The 23,243-nt window shown below is 61.3% G+C and carries 19 protein-coding genes; 12 read left to right on the plus strand and 7 right to left on the minus strand.

Annotation, left to right across the window (positions count from 1 at the left end):
• Nucleotides 1–20: 20 nt before the first annotated feature.
• Nucleotides 21–1,586, minus strand: a complete 1,566-nt coding sequence (locus tag J3P81_RS00720; RefSeq protein WP_420767164.1) for a phospholipase D family protein — start codon at nucleotides 1,584–1,586, stop codon at nucleotides 21–23.
• Nucleotides 1,587–1,860: 274 nt separating this feature from the next.
• On the opposite strand from J3P81_RS00720, the gene J3P81_RS00725 reads away from it, so the two are divergent.
• The 3 genes from J3P81_RS00725 (at nucleotide 1,861) to J3P81_RS00735 (ending at nucleotide 5,764) form a co-directional block, all read left to right on the plus strand.
• Nucleotides 1,861–2,511 carry a DUF1120 domain-containing protein gene (locus J3P81_RS00725; RefSeq protein WP_434561637.1) on the plus strand — a complete coding sequence of 217 codons (651 nt, stop codon included), beginning with the start codon at nucleotides 1,861–1,863 and terminating at the stop codon, nucleotides 2,509–2,511.
• Between the two features lie 134 nt (nucleotides 2,512–2,645).
• On the plus strand, nucleotides 2,646–3,350 hold the full coding sequence (locus J3P81_RS00730) for a fimbria/pilus chaperone family protein (protein ID WP_434561639.1): 705 nt from the start codon (nucleotides 2,646–2,648) through the stop codon (nucleotides 3,348–3,350).
• A complete protein-coding gene (locus J3P81_RS00735; RefSeq protein ID WP_434561641.1) occupies nucleotides 3,350–5,764 on the plus strand; it encodes a fimbria/pilus outer membrane usher protein in 2,415 nt (804 codons plus the stop codon). The genes J3P81_RS00730 and J3P81_RS00735 overlap by 1 nt, the downstream gene beginning before the upstream one ends.
• 39 nt (nucleotides 5,765–5,803) lie before the next feature.
• On the opposite strand, the gene J3P81_RS00740 is transcribed toward J3P81_RS00735, so the two are convergent.
• Nucleotides 5,804–7,234, minus strand: coding sequence for a PLP-dependent aminotransferase family protein (locus J3P81_RS00740; protein WP_420767168.1), 1,431 nt, complete (start codon nucleotides 7,232–7,234; stop codon nucleotides 5,804–5,806).
• A 181-nt stretch (nucleotides 7,235–7,415) separates the two neighbouring features.
• Here J3P81_RS00740 and J3P81_RS00745 point away from each other — a divergent pair, with 181 nt between their 5' ends.
• Nucleotides 7,416–7,661 (plus strand): DUF1127 domain-containing protein, encoded by a 246-nt coding sequence (locus J3P81_RS00745; protein ID WP_420767169.1) that lies wholly within the window; start codon nucleotides 7,416–7,418, stop codon nucleotides 7,659–7,661.
• A 46-nt stretch (nucleotides 7,662–7,707) separates the two neighbouring features.
• On the opposite strand, the gene J3P81_RS00750 is transcribed toward J3P81_RS00745, so the two are convergent.
• Entirely contained in the window at nucleotides 7,708–9,021 is a 1,314-nt protein-coding gene (locus J3P81_RS00750) for an NAD(P)/FAD-dependent oxidoreductase (protein WP_434561643.1), read from the minus strand.
• Nucleotides 9,022–9,167: 146 nt separating this feature from the next.
• Here J3P81_RS00750 and J3P81_RS00755 point away from each other — a divergent pair, with 146 nt between their 5' ends.
• Entirely contained in the window at nucleotides 9,168–9,521 is a 354-nt protein-coding gene (locus tag J3P81_RS00755) for a YkgJ family cysteine cluster protein (protein WP_420767171.1), read from the plus strand.
• Between the two features lie 5 nt (nucleotides 9,522–9,526).
• Here J3P81_RS00755 and J3P81_RS00760 read toward each other — a convergent pair whose 3' ends face one another.
• The gene (locus tag J3P81_RS00760) at nucleotides 9,527–10,015 is read right to left on the minus strand and encodes an Lrp/AsnC ligand binding domain-containing protein (protein WP_003206849.1); all 489 of its coding nucleotides are present in this window, start codon (nucleotides 10,013–10,015) and stop codon (nucleotides 9,527–9,529) included.
• Nucleotides 10,016–10,169: 154 nt separating this feature from the next.
• On the opposite strand from J3P81_RS00760, the gene dadA reads away from it, so the two are divergent.
• The 5 genes from dadA (at nucleotide 10,170) to J3P81_RS00785 (ending at nucleotide 16,008) form a co-directional block, all read left to right on the plus strand.
• Nucleotides 10,170–11,474, plus strand: coding sequence for a D-amino acid dehydrogenase (gene dadA / locus J3P81_RS00765; protein ID WP_420767172.1), 1,305 nt, complete (start codon nucleotides 10,170–10,172; stop codon nucleotides 11,472–11,474).
• Between the two features lie 127 nt (nucleotides 11,475–11,601).
• On the plus strand, nucleotides 11,602–12,675 hold the full coding sequence (alr, locus tag J3P81_RS00770) for an alanine racemase (protein ID WP_434561645.1): 1,074 nt from the start codon (nucleotides 11,602–11,604) through the stop codon (nucleotides 12,673–12,675).
• Nucleotides 12,676–12,803: 128 nt separating this feature from the next.
• A complete protein-coding gene (locus J3P81_RS00775; protein ID WP_030138196.1) occupies nucleotides 12,804–13,352 on the plus strand; it encodes a cupin domain-containing protein in 549 nt (182 codons plus the stop codon).
• 184 nt (nucleotides 13,353–13,536) lie between these two features.
• On the plus strand, nucleotides 13,537–13,950 hold the full coding sequence (locus J3P81_RS00780; protein ID WP_420767177.1) for a c-type cytochrome: 414 nt from the start codon (nucleotides 13,537–13,539) through the stop codon (nucleotides 13,948–13,950).
• A 135-nt stretch (nucleotides 13,951–14,085) separates the two neighbouring features.
• Nucleotides 14,086–16,008, plus strand: a complete 1,923-nt coding sequence (locus J3P81_RS00785) for an acetyl-CoA hydrolase/transferase C-terminal domain-containing protein (RefSeq protein ID WP_434561647.1) — start codon at nucleotides 14,086–14,088, stop codon at nucleotides 16,006–16,008.
• Nucleotides 16,009–16,063: 55 nt separating this feature from the next.
• Here the strand turns inward: J3P81_RS00785 and J3P81_RS00790 are convergent, their stop codons facing one another.
• Together J3P81_RS00790 and rep are read right to left on the minus strand one after the other, a co-directional pair.
• A complete protein-coding gene (locus J3P81_RS00790) occupies nucleotides 16,064–16,636 on the minus strand; it encodes a xanthine phosphoribosyltransferase (protein ID WP_420765163.1) in 573 nt (190 codons plus the stop codon).
• Between the two features lie 46 nt (nucleotides 16,637–16,682).
• Nucleotides 16,683–18,692, minus strand: coding sequence for a DNA helicase Rep (rep, locus tag J3P81_RS00795; RefSeq protein ID WP_420765162.1), 2,010 nt, complete (start codon nucleotides 18,690–18,692; stop codon nucleotides 16,683–16,685).
• Nucleotides 18,693–18,967: 275 nt separating this feature from the next.
• On the opposite strand from rep, the gene J3P81_RS00800 reads away from it, so the two are divergent.
• Nucleotides 18,968–20,638, plus strand: a complete 1,671-nt coding sequence (locus J3P81_RS00800) for a putative bifunctional diguanylate cyclase/phosphodiesterase (protein ID WP_434561649.1) — start codon at nucleotides 18,968–18,970, stop codon at nucleotides 20,636–20,638.
• Between the two features lie 42 nt (nucleotides 20,639–20,680).
• Here J3P81_RS00800 and J3P81_RS00805 read toward each other — a convergent pair whose 3' ends face one another.
• Nucleotides 20,681–22,081, minus strand: a complete 1,401-nt coding sequence (locus tag J3P81_RS00805) for a NorM family multidrug efflux MATE transporter (RefSeq protein ID WP_434561651.1) — start codon at nucleotides 22,079–22,081, stop codon at nucleotides 20,681–20,683.
• Nucleotides 22,082–22,233: 152 nt separating this feature from the next.
• Between J3P81_RS00805 and J3P81_RS00810 the strand changes: the two genes are divergently transcribed.
• Complete coding sequence (locus tag J3P81_RS00810; protein WP_420765159.1) at nucleotides 22,234–23,154, plus strand: LysR substrate-binding domain-containing protein; 921 nt, start codon at nucleotides 22,234–22,236, stop codon at nucleotides 23,152–23,154.
• The last annotated feature ends 89 nt before the right edge of the window (nucleotides 23,155–23,243 follow it).

The following is a 23,243-nucleotide window of genomic DNA, read 5'->3' on the forward strand; positions in this document are numbered from 1 at the left end:
GCCAGAAAAGCAGTCAACCCTCAGAGCATGCTCTCAAGCCCGATCGTCGTGGCGAACCAGGCATTGAACCGGCGCCACCAACTGCCTGGCTCGCGGTCCAAGTCGTGTAGCTTGCCGTTGTCTTCGGTGGTCCATACCATCCTTCCCTCTTCAAGCCGGGCTTGATAACTCAGGGTCGGCGCCATCCCCTGTAACGCCAGCTCGCGCACCTGGTCGGCAAGCTCCGGGCTGTCCACCAGGACACCGACCTCGGTGTTCCACAGGACCGAACGCGGGTCGAAGTTGAACGAGCCGATGAAGGACTTCTGCCGGTCGAAGATGATCGCCTTGCTGTGCAGGCTGGAGTCCGACTCGCCGTAGGACTTGCTATAGAACAGATGTGGGCTGCTGCCATTGTCGCCCGGCTGGCGTCGCAGTTCGAACAGGCGCACGCCGTGCTGCAACAGGGCCTTGCGATACGGCGCGTAGCCGCCGTGAACAGCGGGCACATCAGTGGCTTCCAGGGAGTTGGTCAGCAGGCTCACCGATACGCCGGCATCGGCGCGACTGGTCAGGTACACCAGGCCCGGCTGGCCGGGGACGAAGTAGGCCGAGATCATGATCAATTCCTTGCTCACTCCGGTCAGCTCCGGCCCCAGTTGCGTTGTCAGCAGCAATTGGGGGTCAGGCTCATCCCTTGACAGTACTTTGCTCGGCGCGTCCCACAATGCCTGGTTCCAGGCCCAGATCAATTGACTGCGCCAGGTGTCCAGGCGTGGCTGGGTCTTGTAGGTGGTCAGCTGCTGATACAGCGCCTGGTTTTCCTTGTGCGTCTGATCAAGGGACGCTTGCAGGCGCAAGCGGCTGTCGGCCAAGTCCTGGGCAGTGGGCCGATGGGACATGAACTGCTCGATGGGCTTGCTCAGGGCGCTGTTCCAATACTGGTCGAAGCTATGTCCCAGCTGCTCGGCCACCGGCCCGACACCGAGCAGGTCAATGTCGGTGAAATTCAGGTTGGGTTCGGCATCGAAATACTCATCCCCCAGGTTTCGGCCCCCGACGATCGCCATGCTGTTGTCCGCCAGCCAAAGCTTGTTGTGCATCCTTCGATGCTGCAACGACAGGTTGAACAGCCGCCCGAGGCCGCGGGTCACGCCGGTGGCGCGGCCAAGATGCAAAGGGTTGAACAGGCGGATCTGGACGTTGGGGTGGGCAGCGAGCGTCGCGATGGTCTCCTCTTGCCCGTCGCTGGTGGTGTCATCCAGCAAGATGCGCACGCGTACGCCCCGGTCGGCGGCCTTGAGCAACTCGTCCACCAGCATTCGCGTGCTGATCCCGTCATGGACGATGTAGTACTGCAAGTCCAGGCTGCTTTGAGCGTTGCGGATCAATTCGGCACGGGCGGTGAAGGCCTCGGAGCTGTCCGACAGTAGACGAAAGCCCGAGCGGCCCTCGTGAAGAGCGGCTTGGGCCTGGACTGAGCGACCGAAGGTCGAATGCTCCGCCGCTAGCGCCTGGCTGGGCTCGCGAGTGATATCCAGGCTCGCGCAGCCGCAGAGAGTCGTGGCGAGCAACAGAGCGAAAGTCAGGGGAACGTGGGGTTTCAAGTCGAATCATCCCGGGTCGTTGCGAAGGAGTATGGCACGACTTTTTGATCCGTCATGCCTGCGAGATGCGGTGCCCCTTGGGTGTGGGACACCGCCTCCAAGGCCAAGAGAGCCACGCGTTTTGCTGAAAAACATGGCGCGTCGAGGAGCCTTTTCCTACAGAAAAATCCCATCTGGTAGGCAACGATACGCAGGCATTGCTGCCGGTGGCTGGTTTCCTTCCCTGATAGCCATCGCATGACTTCACTCCCTCCCATTCCATAGGTAAGTAATCATGAAAAAAATATTCCTGGCCAGCATGCTGGCTGCTGCTTCCACGCCCATGATCGCCCAGGCGGCCAGTGTTGATTTGAATGTAACTGGCCGGGTCATTCCGACCTCCTGCGTTCCGGCATTTGCCGGTGGTAGCGATGTCAACCTAGGCCGGATTTTTTCGTCCACCCTGGCCCCCGATCGGCAGAACGATCTTCCTCAGCGGGACGTCAGCCTGCAAATCACCTGCTCCGCTCCGGCGGCCGTGGAAATTGCCGTGACTGACAACCGCGGTGCTTCCAAAGTGCCGGGCCTGTCCTTCAACGGAAGCCGAGGCGATGATCTGTATTGCGGCCTGGGTAGCACCCAGGGGGTCGGCATCGGTGGTTTCGGTTTGTTGAGTGGCCAGCCTCGGGCCGACGGCGCTTTGCAGTCACTGCTGCTACGAACGGCGGCCAATCCGGGCTGGAGCGTGCCGACCAATGGTTTGGTGACCAATGCGCCAACGACTTACTCCTGGGGGGGTAGCCCGGCAGCCGGTCCCGCACCGGCTCGTCTTCACACCTTCCCGATGAAAGTCGCCGCGGTCATTCGCGCCACGTCCGAATTACCGGCTACCACCGATGACTTCGATCTCGACGGTTCGGTTACGTTCGATGTGTTTTATCTCTGACTCCTGGCGCATGACGACGCGTAATGCGCGTCTGAAGGGCCATCGATTCGCCTGAGGAGCCGTGCTCCTGCAGCTAGGTTTGATGCCGACGAGACGTGCCTGGCATGTCTCGGTCGGTGCCTCTGGAGATTCCCATGTTTGTTCGAAATTGCTCGCTGTGGACGAGTGCGATGGCAGCGCTGTGCCTGCCATTCATAGGCCTAGGCGCCCAGGCGGCCGGAATGGTCCCGGAAACGCCGGTTGTGATTGTCGACCAGGGCATAGGGGAGGCGACCCTGAATGTCAGGAATACGGACGATCAACCGGCATTGCTCTATAGCGCTGTCCTTGACCTTCCGGAGGACAAGGAACCGTTGCTCCTGGTCAACCCGCCCGTGGCTCGACTGGAACCCGGCCAGAGCCAGCAAGTGCGTTTTATCCTTCACAGTGCCGCTGTCTTGCAGACGGAGCGGCTCAAGCGCGTCGTGTTCGAGGGCATCAAAGCGCGTCCGGCGGCGAGTGGCGCACAAATCTCCATGGGCGTGCGCCAGAACATCCCGGTGATTATTCGTCCGGCTGGCCTGGCAACGGAGCGAATGCCTTGGAAACGGCTGGTCTGGAGCGCCAGGACCGGTGAGATAAGCGTGAGCAATCCCAGCCCCTATGTTGTGAGGCTGGCGCGATCGGTGAGTCTGATTCCCGGTGGTGCAACACTGAATATCGGCCGTACCTATATCCTGCCGGGGGAAACGCTGGCGTTCGCCACGCCATCGAGCCTGGGCACACATGTCCGGTTGTTCCCAGCCACCACCTACGGGTTTGCCGCTGGTAGCCACGACGCACGCTTGAGCTTGCAGTAGTGGGCCTGGGTGTCTTCTGGCGGCCTGTCGGCAGCCTGGTCCTGATGTCGATTGCCTGGACCGAAGCCTCGGCACAGGCGTCCGATGAATTTGACCGTTCGGTGCTCGAAGCGCGAGGGATCGATCCGAATGTCGCCGAGTACTTTCGCAGCGCCGCGCGGTTTGCCGCAGGACGCAACCGCGTCTCCCTGAATGTCAATGGCGTACCTTCCGGGCAGATCTTCGTGACGTTCGATGACGAAGGGCAGTTGTGCGTCGATGCGAACTTGTTTGAGCACGTGGGAATCGCCGCGCCGTCGAACGTGAATCCAGGCGTTGATGAGGCGCTGTGCCTGTCTGCCGTACAAGCGTTGGCCGGCTTTCGGGTGCAGCTTGATCCGGGACAGAACCTGGTTTCATTGGTGGTGCCCGCCGACTTGCTGGCGAGGCCAGGGCAGCGTCCCGGCGGCTGGGACTCCGGAGGGGTGGCGGGTGTGTGGAATTACGATGCTCTGGTCATCGACGGTTCCGCTGCGGGGCAGTCCAGCCACTATCGCAGCTTGGGCACTGAGCTGGGTTTCAATGCCGGAGATTGGGTCGTGCGCAGCCGCCAGAATTACACGTCGTTCCAGGGCGTGACGCGTTTCGAGACGCTGTACACCCAAGCATCCAAGACCTGGGAGCGGTTTGGCGCGCAGGTGCAGTTGGGCCAGTTGAACATGCGTTCCTCGTTGTTTTCCACGGGCCCGTTCACCGGGGTGCAAATCTTCCCGGAAACGGCGCTTTCCGCGGATGCGGGTGGGCTGGGCGCGGGATCCGAGGTCCAAGGGTTGGCCTATTCGACGGCCCGAGTCGAGGTCCGCCAGAGTGCCATCGTGATCTATACCACTCTGGTCCCCCCCGGGCCGTTCACCTTGCGCGACCTGCCGCTGATCAGTGATAGGTTGGATCTGGAAGTCGGCGTGTTCGAAGAAAGCGGTGAGCGTCGCGACTTTCATGTGCCTGCCGCGCAAGTGCGTCCCGCGAGACTAGGCACCCTGCCCAGTTATGGATTGGCGGCAGGCAGGATCCGGCAGATCGGGCGTGACCATGACACCCCATCATTTTTTGCCGCCAGCCGGGACTGGCGATGGGGCCCTCGGACGCAGACGAGCGCAGGGTGGATGGGGGCCGACGGTTACCAATCCTTTGGATGGGGCGTTTCTCAAGCGCTGACCCCAGCGACCGTGCTGACCCTGCAGCAGCTCGGTTCACGCACGACACGAGGCATAGGCGGCCAAGAGATCCAGGCCACACTCAACACGACGCTGGGCGACGGGCTATCGGTCGGTTTGACAGCGGGCCAGCGCAGCTCTGGGTTTCGATACTTGTCTGAGGCCGGGCGTGATGCCGTTGGAGGTGACCCGTTTGCCCGCGCGGCCAATCACTGGAGCCTATCGCTGAGGAGAGCGGATCCGGCTTGGGGTGCGCTGAGCGGATCATTGGCTCGGTATCAGGGCGGGGGTGGAAAAGCTCATTCGAGGGTCAGCGCGGCATGGTCGCGGGGTTTCGACTGGGCGACGTTTTCGCTGAGCCTTGAACACGACAGGTTTGAGCAAGCGGGTAGATCAGGTGCGTTCGTCAACGTGGGTGTTCCCCTGGGACGCAACCGAAGAATAAGCACTTCTGTACGTTACGATGATTCGAGAGGAGTGCGCAGTGGCGCACGTTATTCGGAGCAGGTCAGTGACAGCCTTGGCTACAGCATCGGTGCCGATCGCTTCGCCGACGACCGGAACGACTTCAACGCCAGGCTTAACGCCGTGCCCCGTTATACCAGCGCAGAACTGGGGTATTCCCAGAGCAGCGCCGGCGCGCGCCATTATGACCTGACGCTACGCGGCGGGTTGGCTTTGCACGACGAGGGCGTGACGCCTTCGCCGTATCCGCTGCGCGACACGTTCGGCCTGCTCAAAGTCGGCGACTACGCCGGAGTGAAGATTGGAACGCCCCAGGGGCCCGTCTGGACCGATGGAGCCGGGCGTGCGGTGGCGGCTGAACTGCCGCCTTACCAGGCGAGCCGTGTTGAAATCGACACGGTCAGCCTCCCTCGCAACATTGAGGTGCCAAATGGTTACCAAGAAGTGCGGGCAGCGCGCGGCGCTGTGCCGCGGCTCGACTTCCAGGCCGCCAGGGTTCGTCGCTTGTTGCTATACGTGCGCAACGAAGAGGGGGTACCCATGGCCAAGGGCCTTGGGGTTTACGACCATGCGGGTGAGTACTTGACGACGGTGGTCGACACGGGCCTGGTATATCTGGAGGATGCCCCTGTCGTGGCAAAACTCTCTATAGCGCTTGCCGATGAGCAAATCTGCCGCTTGGAAATCGATACTCGCCAGATGCCGGCATCCTCAGCGCCTATCGATCGTCTTGAGGTGGCTTGCCAGGTTGGCTGAGCGTGCCTGCACCGCTGATCATTCAGTGATCGATGAGCTTCATTGGACGTTGGCGACATCGCTCAACAGCTTGCTCGCGGCGGCACCCACCTTGCGAACGGCATCTTCGATTTGCGCCGTTGGCTTGGCAGCGTAGTTCATGCGCAGGCAATTACGGTATTTGCCAGATGCCGAGAAAATACTGCCGACCGCGATCTGGACCCCTTGGTCATGAAGCATGCGGTTGAGCTTCAGCGTATCGAAGCCTTCCGGCAACTCGACCCAGAGCATGAAGCTGCCACGAGGGCGGCTGGCGCGGGTGCCCTGGGGGAAATATCGGCTGACCCAGTCCATCATTACGTCGCGATTGCGCTGGTATTGCCCGCGCATGCGGCGTAAATGCGGCTCGAAATGACCAGCCTTGAGAAACTCGGCGATAGCGATCTGGGGCTGCGGCGCAGTAGATCCCGTGCTGATGTACTTCATGTGCAGCACCCGTTCCAGATAGCGACCGGGGGCAACCCAACCCACTCGCAGGCCCGGCGCCAAGGTCTTGGAAAAAGAACTGCAGAGCAGGACGCGCCCATCTTCGTCGAAAGACTTTATGGTGCGCGGACGCGGGTAGGTGTAGGCCAGTTCGCCATACACATCGTCTTCGATAATCGCCACATCAAAGCGCTGTGCCAAGGTCAGGAGGGCGCGTTTGTTGGCCTCGGGCATGATGTAACCCAACGGGTTATTGCAGCTCGGGGTCAACTGTATGGCCTTGATCGGCCATTGCTCCAACGCCAGTTCCAAAGCTTCCAGGCTGATGCCAGTGAGTGGGTCGGTGGGGATTTCCAGGGCTTTCATGCCCAGGCCTTTCAGCGTCTGCATGGCGCCATGGAAGCTGGGTGAATCCACCGCGACGATGTCACCTGGCTCGCAGGTGGCGCGGACACTCACTGACAGCGCTTCGTGGCAGCCGGTAGTGACAATCAGATCGTTGGCGCCCAGTTGGCAGCCGGAGTCCAAGGACAGCCGGGCGATCTGTTCCCGCAGTTCCAGGTTGCCATAGATGTTGTCGTAATACAGGCCGGGCATGTCTTGTCGTCGGCTGATCTGCGCCAGGCTGCGAAGCAATGGCTTCATGGTTGGCGAATGGATATCCGGCATCCCGCGACCCAGCTGCACCACGTCTTTGCGCGGTACGGCGCGTATCAGTTCCAGCACTTGGTCCCATTGTGAAATGTCCACCGGGCGCTGGGCTGGACGGCCCACCGCCGGCAGGTCCGGCAGTTCCCGGCTGACCGGCACGAAATAGCCAGACTTGGGTTTCGGCATTGCCAGCCCGCTGTCCTCCAGCACGCGATAGGCCTGCTGGACCGTGCTCAGGCTGACCCCGTGTTCGGTGCTCAAGGCGCGCACCGACGGCAGCCGGTCACCGGGGCGGTAGAAGCCTTGTTCGATACGGGTGCCGAGCAGCTCGGCGAGGTTCACGTACAGCGTCATGGTGCGTTCTCAGTGAAGTGGGAAAGCGACAACCAATACAGTTGCGGCGCAAAAGTTCGATTCAGTGCCGAAAACGCCGATTCTGTATGCTTATAAAAGACATCGCCTGAATCTGTATTGCTTTTGGCCGTCCGCGCATCATGAAAGCTCTGGCTACCCAAGTAAACAGGAGCGATCAAAAATGAACGGCTTGAGCGATGTACGGCTGACGTTACACAGTCAGGAACTGGCGGCTGGGCAGGAAAAGGAGCTGCGCAGCGGGGCTTTGCGCAATGCGCCAGCCGGCCTGAGTCGCTGGGGACTGTTCTGGCATCGTTTGCATACACGCAAAGCCCTGTTGGACATGTCGACCGAACAGTTGCGTGATATTGGACTGAGTCGGGAGCAGGCGCGGGCGGAAGGCTTGAAGCCGTTCTGGCGGATTTGAATCGATAAGAAACCTGTGGCGAGGGAGCAAGCTCCCTCGGCCCCTGTCACACCAGTTCTTTCAATCTATGCCACAACATCCCCAATGCCAGCAGCGGTGAGCGCAAATGTTTGCCCCCTGGGAATGTCATGTGCGGCACCTGTGCAAAAAGATCGAAGCCACCTCCCTGTTGCCCACTGATTGCTTCGGCCAGCAGTTTGCCCGCCAGGTGCGTGGCGTTTACGCCATGGCCCGAGTAGGCCTGGGCGTAATACACGTTCGGCTGATCCTTGAGACGGCCGATCTGTGGCAAGCGGTTGGCGCCGATGCCGATCATCCCGCCCCATTGATAATCGATTTTCGCGTCCGCTAACTGAGGGAAAACCTTGAGCATTTTCGGACGCATATAGGCGCCGATGTCCTGCGGATCGCGCCCGGAATAATGACAAGCCCCGCCGAACAACAAGCGGCGATCCGCCGAAAGCCGGTAATAATCCAGCGCCACCCGCTGATCACAAACGGCCATGTTCTGCGGTAATAGCGCATGTGCCTGAGTTTCGCTCAACGGCTCGGTCGCGATGATGTAGCTGCCGGCCGGCAGCACTTTGCCGCTCAACTCCTGGTTCAAGCCATTGAGGTAGGCGTTGCAGCCCAGCACCAGGGTATTGGCGCGGACCGAGCCGTGCTCGGTATGTACTTTTACTTGATGGCCATAGTCGATGCGGGTGACGGCTGATCGTTCGAACAGTCGAACTCCCAATTGCTGGGCCGCCGTGGCTTCTCCCAGCGCCAGGTTGAGCGGATGCAGGTGACCCGAACCCATGTCGACCAAGCCGCCAACGTAACGATCCGAGCCCACCACGTTGTGCATTTCGTCAGCGCGCAGCAGTCGGGTCTCGTAGCGGTAGCCCAGGCTGCGCAATTCTTCGGCGTCTTCGGCGAAGCCCTGAAGGTCGCCGGGTTTGTTCGCAAGGTCACAATAACCCCAGGTCAGGTCGCAAGAAATCTGAAAGCGCTCGACTCGTTGTCGGACGATTTCCACCGCCTCAAGCCCCATCAGTTTCATCTGACGGACGCCGTCGTTACCGACGACCGAAGCAAACTGGTCGAGGCCGTGCCCAACGCCGCGAATCAACTGGCCGCCGTTGCGTCCGCTGGCACCCCAGCCAATTTTATGTGCTTCGAGCAACACCACGCTCATCCCGCGCTCGGCCAGTTCGATGGCCGTGTTCAACCCAGAGAACCCGCCGCCCACCACACAGACGTCCGCGATCAGCTCGCCTTGCAACACCGGATGGTCCGGCTGCGGCAGGCTGCTGGCGGCGTAATAAGAGGCGGCGTGCGCGTGGCTCGGGACAGGTTGCTGAACACGGGCGTTCATGTGCGTAATCCTGATTGATGTGTTTGAGAAATTTTACGGAGCATAAGCCGCGCTTTCCTCCATCGGCAACTCTGGTCGGCTGACGCTGTCTGGCCTGCGCCTTTTGAGGCAGAATCCAAGGCTGTCCCGACCCGGTACTCGCCTCGATGAGCTGCAACAGCCAAAAAATCCGCACGCTGCGTCAGCAGATCCCTACGTTTGAGTGCGTGCCGGGCTGTCACGACTGCTGCGGCCCGGTGACCACCTCGCCCGAGGAAATGTCCCGGCTACCGCGCAAGACCCGCGCCGAACAGGACGCCGCCATGGAAGCGCTCGATTGCGTGCACCTGGGGCCGAACGGTTGCACGGTCTACGACGAGCGGCCGTTGATCTGCCGTCTGTTCGGCACCACGGCGACCTTGCCATGTCCCAATGGTCGACGGCCGGTGGAGCTGATCCACCCGCGTGTCGAGAAGCAGATTCATGAGTACATGGCGAGTACCCGGCAGGTGTTGGTCTAGGCCGCTCAATCCGGGATCGGCAGGTTCAGGCTCTCCTTCACTTCTTCCATCACGATATAGCTCTTGGACTCACGCACGTGGGGCAGCTTGAGCAGGATGTCGCCCAGCAGCTTGCGGTACGAGGCCATCTCGGAAATCCGCGCCTTCACCAGATAATCGAAGTCGCCCGATACCAGGTGGCATTCCAGGACGTGTGGCAATTTCAGCACTGCGCGTCGGAATTCTTCGAAGGTATCGCCGGACTTGTAGTCGAGGCTGATCTCGACAAACACCAGCAGGCTGCCCTTCAGGTGCTGCGGATTAAGCCGGGCGTTGTAGCCCATGATGATGCCTTCGCGCTCCAGGCGCCGGACCCGCTCGGTACATGGCGTGGTGGAGAGACCGACCTTTTCGCCCAGTTCGGTGAAGGAAATCCGCCCGTCCGCCTGGAGGATGCGCAGAATGTTGCGGTCGATCTTGTCCAGCTCGCGCTTGGTCTGGGTATTGGTACGCACAGGTGATGCGCCTCCATGAAAAGGGTTTTTGCCGAGAATTCTCGCCAAATATAGGGATTTATATAGTGAAAAGCACTGGCTGATCTTTTTTACACTGCGCCCATCTAAGCTTTGTACAACAAACGTCAGCGGTCATCCGCGATGAGGATTCAACATGCGCGTTCTGGTCTTGGGTAGCGGCGTCATCGGTACCGTCAGTGCTTACTATCTGGCCCGTGCCGGGTTTGAAGTGGTGGTGGTCGACCGTCAGCCGGCGCCGGCCATGGAAACCAGCTTCGCCAACGCCGGCCAGGTGTCGCCGGGTTACGCCTCGCCGTGGGCCGCGCCCGGTGTGCCGCTCAAGGCCATCAAGTGGCTGTTGCAGCGTCACGCGCCGTTGGCGATCAAGGCCACTGCCGACATCGATCAATACCTCTGGATGGCGCAGATGCTGCGCAATTGCACTGCCAGCCGCTACGCAATCAACAAGGAGCGCATGGTCCGCCTGTCCGAGTACAGCCGTGACTGCCTGGACGAGTTGCGCGCCGAGACCGGCATTGCCTACGAGGGCCGCAGCCTGGGAACTACTCAACTGTTCCGCACCCAGGCCCAGCTCGATGGCGCGGCCAAGGACATCGCCGTGTTGAAGGAGTCCGGCGTGCCGTTCGAAGTCCTCGACCGCGCAGGCATCGCCCGGGTCGAGCCGGCGTTGGCCAACGTCACCGACATCCTCGCCGGTGCGCTGCGCCTGCCCAATGACCAGACCGGCGACTGCCAGATGTTCACCACCCGCCTGGCGGAAATGGCTGTCCAGCTCGGCGTGCAATTTCGGTTCGACCAGAATATCGAGCGCCTGGATTTCGCCGGTGACCGCATCAACGGCGTCTGGATCGACGGCAAGCTGGAAACAGCCGACCGCTACGTCCTGGCCTTGGGCAGCTACTCGCCACAGTTGCTCAAGCCCCTCGGTATCCGCGCGCCGGTGTATCCGCTCAAGGGCTATTCCCTGACCGTGCCGATTACCGACCCGGCGATGGCGCCGACCTCGACCATTCTCGATGAGACCTACAAGGTCGCGATCACCCGGTTCGACAACCGTATTCGCGTCGGCGGCATGGCCGAAATCGCTGGATTCGACCTTTCGCTGAACCCGCGTCGGCGCGAAACCCTGGAGATGATCGTCAACGACCTTTATCCTCGGGGCGGCGACCTGGCCCAGGCCAGTTTCTGGACAGGCCTGCGCCCAACTACACCGGACGGCACGCCTATCGTGGGCGCTACCCCGTTCAAGAATCTGTTCCTGAACACTGGCCACGGCACCCTCGGTTGGACCATGGCCTGTGGTTCCGGTCGCCTGCTGGCGGACCTGATGGCGAAGAAAAAGCCACAGATCAGCGCCGAAGGCCTCGACATTTCCCGTTATGGCAGCAAACCCCAGGAGTCCGCAAAACATGGCAATCCAGCGCCAGCTCACCAATGACTGCTTGAGTGTTTCGGCCGCGCTGCCCTGACAGCTGTCAAAACTCTCCCTCTCCCGGCGCTGTTGGTGGTTGATGCTGTCAGCCTGCGCCGGTTTTTTATCCATGACTGCCTAGAAGCGTGCCGCCATGCGTCCTGCCCGTGCCCTGATCGACCTCCAAGCCTTGCGTCATAACTATCAATTGGCCCGCGAAGTCACGGGGGCCAAAGCCCTTGCGGTGATCAAGGCCGACGCCTATGGGCACGGGGCGGTGCGCTGCGCCGAAGCCTTGCAGGAAACGGCCGACGGGTTTGCCGTGGCCTGTATCGAAGAGGCCCTGGAGCTGCGAGCGGGCGGTATTGGTGGACCGATCCTGCTGCTGGAAGGATTTTTCGAGGCCGATGAGCTTGCCTTGATCGTCGAACATGATTTCTGGTGCGTGGTGCATGCGTTGTGGCAACTCGAAGCGATCGAGCGCGCGACGCTGGGCAAGCCGATCACGGTCTGGCTCAAGCTCGATTCGGGTATGCATCGGGTCGGATTGCATCAGGACGAGTTCCAGCCGGCGTATCGTCGCCTCCTGGCCAGTGGAAACGTGGCGAAGATCGTACTCATGAGTCACTTCGCCCGTGCCGATGAACTGCATGACCCCAGCAGCCTGCAACAATTAGCAGTATTCGAGCAGGCCCGCCAGGGCCTGATGGCAGAGGTCAGCCTGCGCAATTCTCCGGCGGTGCTGGGTTGGCCGCAGATCCCCAGCGACTGGGTGCGGCCCGGCATCATGCTGTACGGCGCAACGCCTTTCGAGGAGGCCAATGCCGTTGCTTCGCGCCTGCAGCCGGTCATGACGCTGGAGTCTAGAATCATCAGCGTGCGCGAGCTTCCCGTCGGCGAGCCCGTGGGTTATGGCGCACGCTTTGTCACGGCGCAACCGACCCGTGTGGGCGTGGTCGCCATGGGTTACGCCGACGGCTACCCGCGCCAGGCGCCCAACGGCACGCCGGTGCTGGTGGACGGGCAGCGTAGCCAACTTGTCGGGCGGGTATCGATGGACATGCTGTGCGTGGACTTGACCCATATCCCCCAGGCCGGGCTCGGCTCCACGGTCGAGCTATGGGGCAAAAATGTCCTCGCCAGCGACGTGGCGATGGCTGCCGGCACGATTCCCTACCAGATATTCTGCAACCTGCGGCGGGTGCCAAGGCTCTATTCCAAGGGGTGAGGCTCAGCGCTATCTACCGAAAGTCGCTTCACCGCACAGGATTCGGGCCAAAGTGTTGTAAATACTGAACGCTGTCGCCATGATAACGTTCACTTTACACACAACCTGATTCCCTGGAGGCTCCAGCATTGGACGTCGGTGAACGACTGCAATCCATTCGTAAACTCAAAGGCCTTTCCCAGCGTGAACTCGCCAAGCGCGCGGGCGTCACCAACAGCACCATTTCGATGATCGAGAAAAACAGCGTGAGCCCCTCGATCAGCTCGCTGCGCAAGGTCCTTGGCGGGATTCCCATGTCCATGGTCGAGTTTTTCTCCGAAGAAATCCTCCAGGAGAAACCGACCCAGATCGTCTACAAAGCCAACGAACTGATCGACATCTCCGATGGCGCCGTGACCATGAAACTGGTGGGCCGGGCGCATCCGAGCCGGGCGATTGCGTTTTTGAACGAAATCTATCCGCCTGGCGCCGACACGGGCGACGAGATGCTCACCCACGAAGGCGAAGAAACCGGGATCCTGGTGGAAGGGCGGTTGGAATTGGTGGTGGGCGCCGAAACCTTCGTGCTCGAAGCCGGTGACAGCTACTATTTCGAAAGCACCAAGCCCCACCGCTTCCGTAACCCGTTCGACGTGCCGGCGCGACTGATCAGCGCAGCCACACCGGCCAATTTCTAGACCAAGAGGCGCCGAGCCCGCATGGGCAAAGGCGCCCGAAGGTTGGCCTGTCATGACAAACAAGACCCTTGCGACTTTGGGGTTGTTTCGGAGTGACAGGCTTACCGCTATACTTGCGCCCGCCTGCAAACCGTGGCCGCAGGCGTGACTAGCCACCATTGAGGGTGTACGCGTGAACCTAATTATGAAAATGCTGGCTGCACCAGCAACCGTATTGGCCCTATGGGCTGCGAGCGCTCAAGCGGCGCCCAACGATGACATCGCCAAGCGCCTTGAACCCGTCGGCCAGGTTTGCGTCCAGGGCAAGGAATGCAAGGGGATGGAAGTGGCTACTGCGGCGGGCGGTGCCGGCGGTGCCAAGGCGCCAAAAGACGTCATTGCCAAACATTGCAACGCTTGCCACGGTACTGGTCTGCTGGGCGCGCCGAAAATCGGTGACAAGGCAGCCTGGAAAGAACGCGCCGACCACCAGGGCGGTCTCGATGGCATCCTGGCCAAGGCCATCACGGGCGTCAACGCCATGCCGCCTAAAGGCACCTGCGCCGATTGCTCGGATGAAGAGCTCAAGGGCGCCATCAAAGAGATGTCTGGCCTGTAAAACGCCGGCATTGTTCACAAAAAAGCCGCTTACGAGCGGCTTTTTTGCGCCTGGGATTTTTCAGCGCTGTTCATCGCAACCAAGACCCGGCAAGCTCGGTCCAACCCACATTCATGGAAAGTCCCGGAGGGTAGGATGGTGCAGTTGTGTTCAATCGAACAGGCGGTGGATGAGGTGCTCGAGCGCCTGCCCGCGCATATCCACCTCGGCATGCCCCTTGGGCTGGGCAAACCCAATCTGTTCGCCAACGCGCTGTACCGGCGCATCGCGCAACTGCCCGAGCGACAGCTGACCATTTACACCGCCTTGAGCCTGGGGCGGCCGACCTTGGGCGATGGGTTGCAGAAGCGCTTCCTCGAACCCTTCGTCGAACGGGTCTTTGGCGATTATCCCGAACTCGATTACCTGGCCGACCTGCAGCGCGACAGCCTGCCGGCCAATATCCGCGTCCAACAATTCTTCATGCAGCCCGGCAGCCTTTTACACAGCGCGTCGGCCCAGCAGGACTATGTCAGCAGTAACTACAGCCACGCGGCCCGGGACATCAACGGGGCAGGCTTGAACCTGATCGCCCAACTGGTGGCGAGCGACCCGGACCACCCGGATCGGCTTAGCCTGAGTTGCAATCCGGACATTACCCTGGATCTGTTGCCGATGATCGCCAAGCGGCGCGAGGCGGGGGAGACCATTCTCATGGTGGGCCAGGTCCACAGCGACTTGCCGTACATGCCCGGTGACGCGGAAATCGGCATCGATGGCTTCGACTTGTTGATCGACGAGAAGGACAGCCACACGTTGTTTTCCACGCCCAACATGCCGGTGGGGTTCCAGGATCACTTGATCGGCCTGCATGCCAGCACCCTGGTGCGCGATGGCGGTACGTTGCAAATCGGCATCGGCTCCATGGGCGACGCACTGACAGCGGCACTGCTGGCGCGCCAAGCCGATAACGCCGGTTACCAGGCTCTGTTGGCGGAACTGAACCTCAGCCAGTGGGCGCAATTGATCGAGCGCGAAGGCGGGGTCGAGCCTTTCGCCAAGGGGTTGTACGGTTGCAGTGAGATGTTCGTCAACGGTTTGCTGGTGCTGGCGGAAGCAGGAATTATCCGGCGCAAGGTCTACCCCGACGAGCCGACCCAGGAGCGGGCCATTGCCGGAACCCTCGACGAGGCGGCGCAACCCGATGGCATCTGCATTCATGGCGGGTTCTTCCTCGGCCCGCGCAGTTTCTACGAGCGCTTGCGCGAGTTGCCGCAGAGCCGTCTGCTTGAATTCAACATGACGCGTATCAGCTACATCAACGAGCTGTACGGTCAGGAGCAGCTCAAGCGCTTGCAGCGCCTCGATGCTCGGTTCATCAACACGGTCTTCACCATGACTTTGATGGGCGCGGGAGTGGCTGACCAATTGGAAAACGGGCGGGTGCTCAGCGGCGTCGGTGGGCAGTATAACTTCGTCGCCCAGGGCCACGCGCTGGAAGGGGCGCGTTCGATACTGCTGTTGCGTAGCTGGCGGGAATCGGGAGGGGTGGTCAGTTCGAACATTGTCTGGGAATACGGTCACTGCACGATTCCACGCCATTTGCGTGACATTGTGGTAACCGAGTACGGCATCGCCGACCTGCGGGGCAAGACCGACGCCGCGGTGATCGAGGCGTTGCTGAACATCAGCGATTCACGCTTCCAACCCGGATTGATCGAGCAAGCGCAAAATGCCGGCAAGCTGCCGAAGGACTTTCGCCTCGATCCACGCTTTGCCGACAACACCTCGGAGCGTTTGCAGGGGATCCAGGCGCGGCATCCCAACCTGTTTCCGGAGTACCCGTTGGGCTGTGATTTCGATGAGGTCGAGCGGGACTTATTGCGGGCGCTGAATTGGCTGAAAAGCAAATTCAAGCTCACCGAGATCCTGGATCTGGGCAAAGCCGCCCTGGATGCGCCGCAGCCCTGGGAATATGCCGGGCATCTGGAGCGAATGCAGCTGACGAGCCCGGAGGGGCTGAAGGAAGAGCTGTATCAGCGGCTGTTGCTGGCGGGGCTCAAGGCGACTGCGCCTTAGAAATCGGCCATCCCCTGTGGGGGCGAGCAGGCTCGCTCCCACAGGGGAATGGGTATTAATCGAGGAAGGTCACAACCCCACCCGCCAACGACTTCACCCGGGCCAACGATTCGACGCGATAGCCCTGGGCATCCAGTTCGGCGCGGCCGCCCTGGAACGACTTCTCGATCACGATCCCCAGCCCGGCGACGGTGGCGCCGGCCTGCTTGATGATGGAAATCAGCGCCTGGGAGGCTTTGCCGTTGGCCAGGAAATCATCAATGATCAGCACGCGGTCGCTGCTTGTCAGGTGGCGTGGGCTGATGGCGACGGTGCTTTCGGTCTTCTTGGTGAAGGAATACACGGTGGCCGACAGCAGGTTCTCCGTCAGGGTCAGGGACTGTTGCTTGCGGGCGAAGATCACCGGCACGCCAAGATTCAGCCCGGTCATGATCGCCGGGGCGATGCCCGAGGCTTCGATGGTGACGATCTTGGTGATGCCCGAATCCTTGAACAGTGCGGCAAATTCATCACCGATCAGCTTCATCAACTGCGGATCGATCTGGTGGTTGAGAAACGCATCGACCTTCAATACCTGGTCGGACAGCACGATGCCTAGCTCTCGGATTTTCTGGTGCAGGGCTTCCATGAAGCCTCCTCTGGGACGCGTTCAGCGCCTGAAATAGTGGAAAATTCTAGCGCTTCAACATCGCGCGTATATCCGCCAGGGCACTGTTACCGCGAACGGCTTTGACCTCTGTCGGCGTGTCGTCGTTGCCTTCCCAGGCCAGGTCGTCCGGCGGCAACTCATCGAGGAAGCGGCTCGGGGCGCAGTCGATCACTTCGCCGTATTGCTTGCGCTTGGCGGCGAAAGTGAAGGCCAGCGTCTGGCGCGCCCGGGTAATCCCGACGTAGGCCAGGCGCCGTTCTTCTTCGATGGTGTCGGCCTCGATGCTGGAACGGTGCGGCAGGATTTCTTCTTCCATGCCCATGATGAACACGTAGGGAAACTCCAGGCCTTTGGAGGCGTGCAGCGTCATCATCTGCACACCTTCGGCGCCTTCTTCCTCTTCCTGCTGGCGTTCGAGCATGTCCCGCAGCACGAGCTTGCCGATGGCGTCCTCGACGGTCATGTCGCCGTCTTCGTCTTTTTCCAAGGTGTTCTTCAACGCCTCGATCAAGAACCAGACGTTGCTCATGCGGTAGTCGGCGGCCTTGTCGCTGGAGCTGTTGGTGCGCAGCCAGTTTTCGTAGTCGATGTCCATGACCATGCTGCGCAGCGCAGAGATCGGATCTTCCCCGGCGCACTGCTCGCGGACCTTGTCCATGAAACGCTTGAAGCGCGCCAGGCGATCGGTGAAGCGGCTGTCCAAATGCTCGCCAAGGCCGATTTCGTCGGTGGCGGCGTACATGGAGATCTTGCGCTCGGTGGCGTAGTTGCCGAGTTTTTCCAGGGTGGTCGAACCGATTTCCCGGCGCGGCACGTTGATCACCCGCAGGAAGGCGTTGTCGTCGTCCGGGTTCACGATCAGGCGGAAATAGGCCATCAGGTCCTTCACTTCCTGGCGGCCGAAAAAGCTGTTGCCCCCCGACAGACGATAGGGAACCTGGTGATGCTGCAGTTTCAGCTCGATCAGCTTGGCCTGGTAGTTGCCGCGGTACAGGATCGCAAAATCGCTGTACGGCCGGTCGGTGCGCAAGTGCAGGCTGAGGATTTCCATGGCCACGCGCTCGGCTTCGGCGTCTTCGTTGCGGCAACGGATCACGCGGATCTCGTCGCCGTGGCCCATCTCGCTCCACAGTTGTTTTTCGAACTCATGGGGGTTGTTGGAAATCAGCACGTTGGCGCAGCGCAGGATCCGGCTGGTGGAGCGGTAGTTCTGTTCCAGCATCACCACTTTGAGCGACGGGTAGTCTTCCTTGAGCAGCATCAGGTTTTCCGGCCGCGCGCCGCGCCAGGCGTAAATCGACTGGTCATCGTCGCCCACCACGGTGAACTGGTTGCGTTTGCCGATCAGCAGTTTCACCAGCAGATACTGGCTGGCGTTGGTGTCCTGGTATTCGTCCACGAGCAGGTAGCGGACCTTGTTCTGCCATTTCTCGAGGATGTCGGCGTGGTCCTGGAACAGTTTGACCGGCAACAGGATCAGGTCGTCGAAGTCCACCGCATTGAACGCCTTGAGCGTGCGCTGGTAATGGGCGTAGACGATGGCGGCGGTCTGTTCCTTGGGGTTGCGGGCGTTTTCCAGTGCTTCGGGCGGCAGGATCAGGTCGTTTTTCCAGGCGCCGATCATGTTCTTGATCTCATCTACGCCGTCGTCGCCGGAATATTCCTTCTGCATGATGTCGGTCATCAGGGCCTTGACGTCGGCCTCGTCGAAGATCGAGAAGCCCGGTTTGTAGCCCAGCCGCGCATGTTCCTTGCGGATGATGTTCAAGCCCAGGTTGTGGAAGGTGCAGACCGTCAGGCCGCGACCTTCGCCGGCGCGCAGCAGGCCGCCGACCCGCTCTTTCATTTCCCGGGCGGCCTTATTGGTGAAGGTCATGGCGACGATGTACTGGGCGCGGATGCCACAATTCTGGATCAGGTGCGCGATCTTGCGGGTGATCACGCTGGTCTTGCCGGAGCCTGCACCGGCGAGCACCAAAAGAGGGCCGCCGACATAGTTCACGGCTTCTTGCTGCCGGGGGTTGAGTCGGGACATGACAGGGTTCAGGGAGTCGTTTGCGAAATGGGCCGGCATTTTAACAGGCTCTGAGAATTGTGCTGCCCTGTCCGACTTGTGACGTTGCGCATCATTGCAATTGCCGCTTTCGTCACTTTCCCTCAGGATGCGGACGGAAATTGGTTCCAACGTTCGTTTTTTGGGATGAAAAACCTTCAAAAAGCGGGTATCTGAGAACCATTGGCATTGGTGATTGCCCATCGGCGCGTCATAATGCCCCGCGCCTACCACCTTGCAGAGTCTAGGGAGTCAGCTTGTCCACGCCTGTCGAACCCTTGCGTTTGCTGTTGTTGGCCGAAACGCCTGAGTGGTCAGCGATATTGCGCGAGTGCCTGGCGCCCATGGGGCCCTCGGTCGTGTTGATCAGCGCCCCGAACTGGGACTCGGTCAGCAGCTTGTTCGAGGACAACCGCAACGCGGTGCTGCTCACCGTTGCCGCCCTGCAGCCGGCACCGGGTCGTTGTCGTTTGCCGACAGTTCTGTTGCTCGAGCATGAACCTTCGGTTTCCCCGGATGGCGTCAGCGACTGGCTGGTGCGCGACGCCCTCGATGAGGCGACCCTGCGTCGTTGCCTGCGTCACGTGCGCGAGCGGGGGATGCTGGAAAACACCCTGCAACGGCTCGCCGAGCAGGACCCGTTGACAGGCATCGCCAACCGCCAGGGTTTTCAGACCTTGCTGGCGGCTCGCCTGGCTGAAAACGAAGGCCGTGGCCTGGCCCTGGGTCACCTGGACCTCGACAACTTCCGTCACGCCAATGACGCGCTCGGCCACCAGGCCGGCGATCGGCTGATCCTGCAGGTTGTCTCGCGGCTCAAAGGCGCGCTTGAGGCCGGTGATCAGCTGGCACGGCTGGGGAGCGACGAGTTCGCCTTGTTGATCGACACCCGCCGGGCGCCCCAGCGAGCGGAGTGGATGGCCGAGCGCATCATCGAAGCCATGGCCGAACCCTACTGGGTCGACGGTGAAAGCCTGTTGATCGGTTGCAGCCTGGGCATTGCCCACGCCCGGGCGCAAGCCGGTGCGGACCCCTTGATGTGGCACGCCCATATCGCGATGCAGCAGGCCAAGAGCACCCAAGGCTGCACCTTTCATATCTTCAACGAGCGCATCAACCGCAATGCCCGCAGCCTCGCCGACCTGGAAAGCGAGCTGCGGCGGGCGTTGCGACGTGATGAGCTGGAATTGCATTACCAGCCTCGGCTGAACCTGGCGGATGGCACGATTGTCGGCCTCGAAGCCCTGGTGCGCTGGCGCCATGGCGAGCGCGGCTTGTTGCCACCGAGTGAGTTCGTGCCGCTGGCCGAGCAGAGCGGGCTCATCGTGCCGTTGGGTTACTGGGTGATTGCCCGGGCCCTTCGGGACATGCAGGACTTGCGTGAACGTGGGCAGGCGCCGTTGCACATGGCGATCAACCTTTCGTTCCGGCAGTTCCAGGACAGCCAGTTGCTGCCGACTCTGAGCCGGTTGATCGCCGAACGGGGTGTCGAGGCCCAATGGCTGGAGTTCGAGCTCACCGAAACCGCCGTGATGCGTCGCAGCGAACTGGTCAAACAGACCATGGATGCCCTGGGTCGCCTGGGGGTACGGTTCTCCCTGGATGATTTCGGCACCGGATTCTCCTCGTTCGTGCACCTCAACAGCCTGCCCATCGCCCTGCTCAAGATCGACAAGAGCTTCGTCGGCGGCATGGAGCAGCGCGAAGAGAACCGCAAGCTGGTCCACGCGATGATCAACCTGGCCCATAACCTCAACCTCGAGGTGGTGGCCGAAGGCGTCGAGACCCGCGAGCAACTGGAGTTGCTGCGCGGTTTCGGATGCGACCAGGTGCAGGGGTTCCTGATCAGCAAGCCGTTGCCGCTGGCGGAGTTGGTTGAATACCTGATGTCCGAGGGTGATCAGCAGTCGATGCTGGAAATCAGCTAACCCAAAACCCGGTGGGAGCGAGCTCCCACAAGGGGCTTTGTTTCATTTGGCCTGGATCGCTTCGAAACCTTGCTGTCCCGGCTCGCTGCGAATCATCCGCTTCATCTTCCACTCGAACGCCAACGTCAGGCTCACCGCCGCGCAGGCCAGGCCCAGGGCGAGGCCCCACCAGACACCGGTCGGGCCCCAATGCAAATGGAACGCCATCCACCACGCCGCCGGCGCGCCGATCAACCAATAGCAACCCAGGCCCACCAGGAACGTGGTCTTGGCGTCCTTCAATCCGCGGATGCAACCCATCGCGATGGTTTGTGTGCCGTCGAACAGCTCGAACCACGCCGCCACGGCCAACAGGCTCACCGCCAGGTCGATGACCGCGCGGAACGCCGGGTCCTCATGGTCCAGGAACAGGCCGATCAATTGATTCGGCAGCAGCCAGAACACCATGGCGAACGCCAGCATGGCGGCCGCGCCAAAACCAATCCCGACCCTCCCGGCCAGGCGCGCCATGAGCAATTGCCCGGCACCGTAATGCTGGCCGATACGCATGGTGATGGCGTAGGACATGCCCGCCGGAACCATGAAGGCCACCGAGACGATTTGCAGCGCGATCTGGTGGGCCGCCAGCGGCGTGCTGCCCATGGTGCCCATGCACAGGGCGGCGAATGCGAACAGGCCGACTTCCACCGCGTAAGTGCCACCAATCGGCAAGCCCAGTCGCCACAGTTCCTTGAGGTATTGGCGATTGGGTCGCGACAGGCCGGCAAGCAATGGATAAGCGCGGTAGGCCGAGTGCCGATGAATGTGCCAGGCCAGCGCCAGGGCCATGCAGTTGGCGACGATGGCCGTGACCAGGCCGATCCCCATCAGGCCGAGCTTCGGCAGGCCGAACATGCCGGTGATGAGCGCATAGTTGAGAAGGAAGTTGGCCACCGTGCCGCCGAGGCTGATCACCATCACCGGCGTGGCCCGCCCGATGGCGCTGGTAAAGCCACGCAGGGCCATGAAACTCAGGTAACCGGGCAGGGCGAACGGCAGTGCCAGCAAAAATTGCCCGGCAGAGAGCACGTTGGTTTCGGTCTGGCCGAACATCAACAGCACCGGCTTGAGATTCCACAACAGCAGGCCCGCCACCAGCGCCATCAACCAGGCCAGCCATAATCCGGCCTGGGTCAGCCGGGTGGCGCCTTCGATGTCGCCCGCGCCCTGGCGGATCGCTACCAGGGTGCCCACCGCCGCGATCACGCCGATGCAGAAAATCGATACGAATGAATAGCTCGCCGCCCCGAGCCCGCCGCCTGCCAGGGCTTCGGGGCTCAGGCGAGCCATCATCAGGGTGTCCGTCAGCACCATCAGCATGTGCGCCAACTGCGAAGCAATCAACGGTCCCGCCAGGCGCAGGATGGCCCAGAGTTCGGTACGCACAGGATGCCGCATGATCATCACACTCCATGTTCCAGCAAGGCAGTAAGACGAAGATTCTCGGCCCTCCCGCCGGATTGCACAAAAGGATAAAAAAGATTGCTGGCATGATTAAAACTCATGCTGAATGGGTTTCTGGTAGAGTTTGCAAACCACGCCATGGAGCTTTTGCGATGTCTCGCCGTCTTCCTCCGCTTTATGCGCTACGGGCATTCGAAGCCGCGGCGCGCTACAGCTCGTTTACCCGCGCCGCCGAGGAGCTGTCGATCACCCAGAGCGCCGTCAGCCGGCACATCCGCACACTGGAAGATCACTTTGCCTGTCGACTGTTCCAGCGCAGCGGGCGCAACCTGCAACTGACCGAGTCGGCGCGCCTGCTGCTGCCGGGCGTGCGGGAGGGCTTCATGGCGCTGGAGCGGGCTTGCCACACATTGCACGGAGAAGACGGCATCCTGCGGATGAAGGCGCCATCGACCCTGACCATGCGCTGGCTGCTGGCGCGCCTGAGCCGCTTTCGCCATCTGCAACCGGGCAACGAAGTGCAGCTGACAAGCGCCTGGATGGACATCGACTCGGTGGATTTCAATACCGAGCCCTTCGATTGCGCAGTCCTGCTGGGCAATGGGCATTTCCCTGCGGACTGGGAGGCCAGCCTGCTGTTTCCCGAGGAGTTGATACCGGTCGGCGCTCCGAACCTGCTCAATGACCAACCCTGGGATGTGGCGCGATTGGCCAAGGCCGAGCTATTGCATCCCACTCCGGATCGCCGCGACTGGCGCAATTGGCTGCAGCGCATGGGCTTGGCTGACAAAGTCTCGCTCAGGGGCGGTCAGGTGTTCGATACCCTGGAACTGGGCATGATCGCGGCCGCGCGCGGCTACGGCGTATCCATGGGCGATTTGTTGATGGTGGCCGAGGACGTTGCCCAGGGGCGCTTGAGCCTGCCATGGCCAACCGCTGTCGCCAGCGGCGAGCATTACTACCTGGTCTGGCCGAAAACCCGGCCCGGGGGTGAACGTTTGCGCCGGCTCAGCGACTTTCTCCAGAGCGAGGTGAAGGCCATGCAACTACCTGAGGTCAAGCGCCTGGGCTGAAACGTTGCAGTCGCCGTGCTAGCCACTTGGTATTATTCCTTCCAAAGCCCTCAAGTATTCGGCGTTACGGCCGAAGGTGAACATAGAAC

This window comes from Pseudomonas sp. R1-6 (genome assembly GCF_051132115.1).
Lineage (GTDB): Bacteria > Pseudomonadota > Gammaproteobacteria > Pseudomonadales > Pseudomonadaceae > Aquipseudomonas.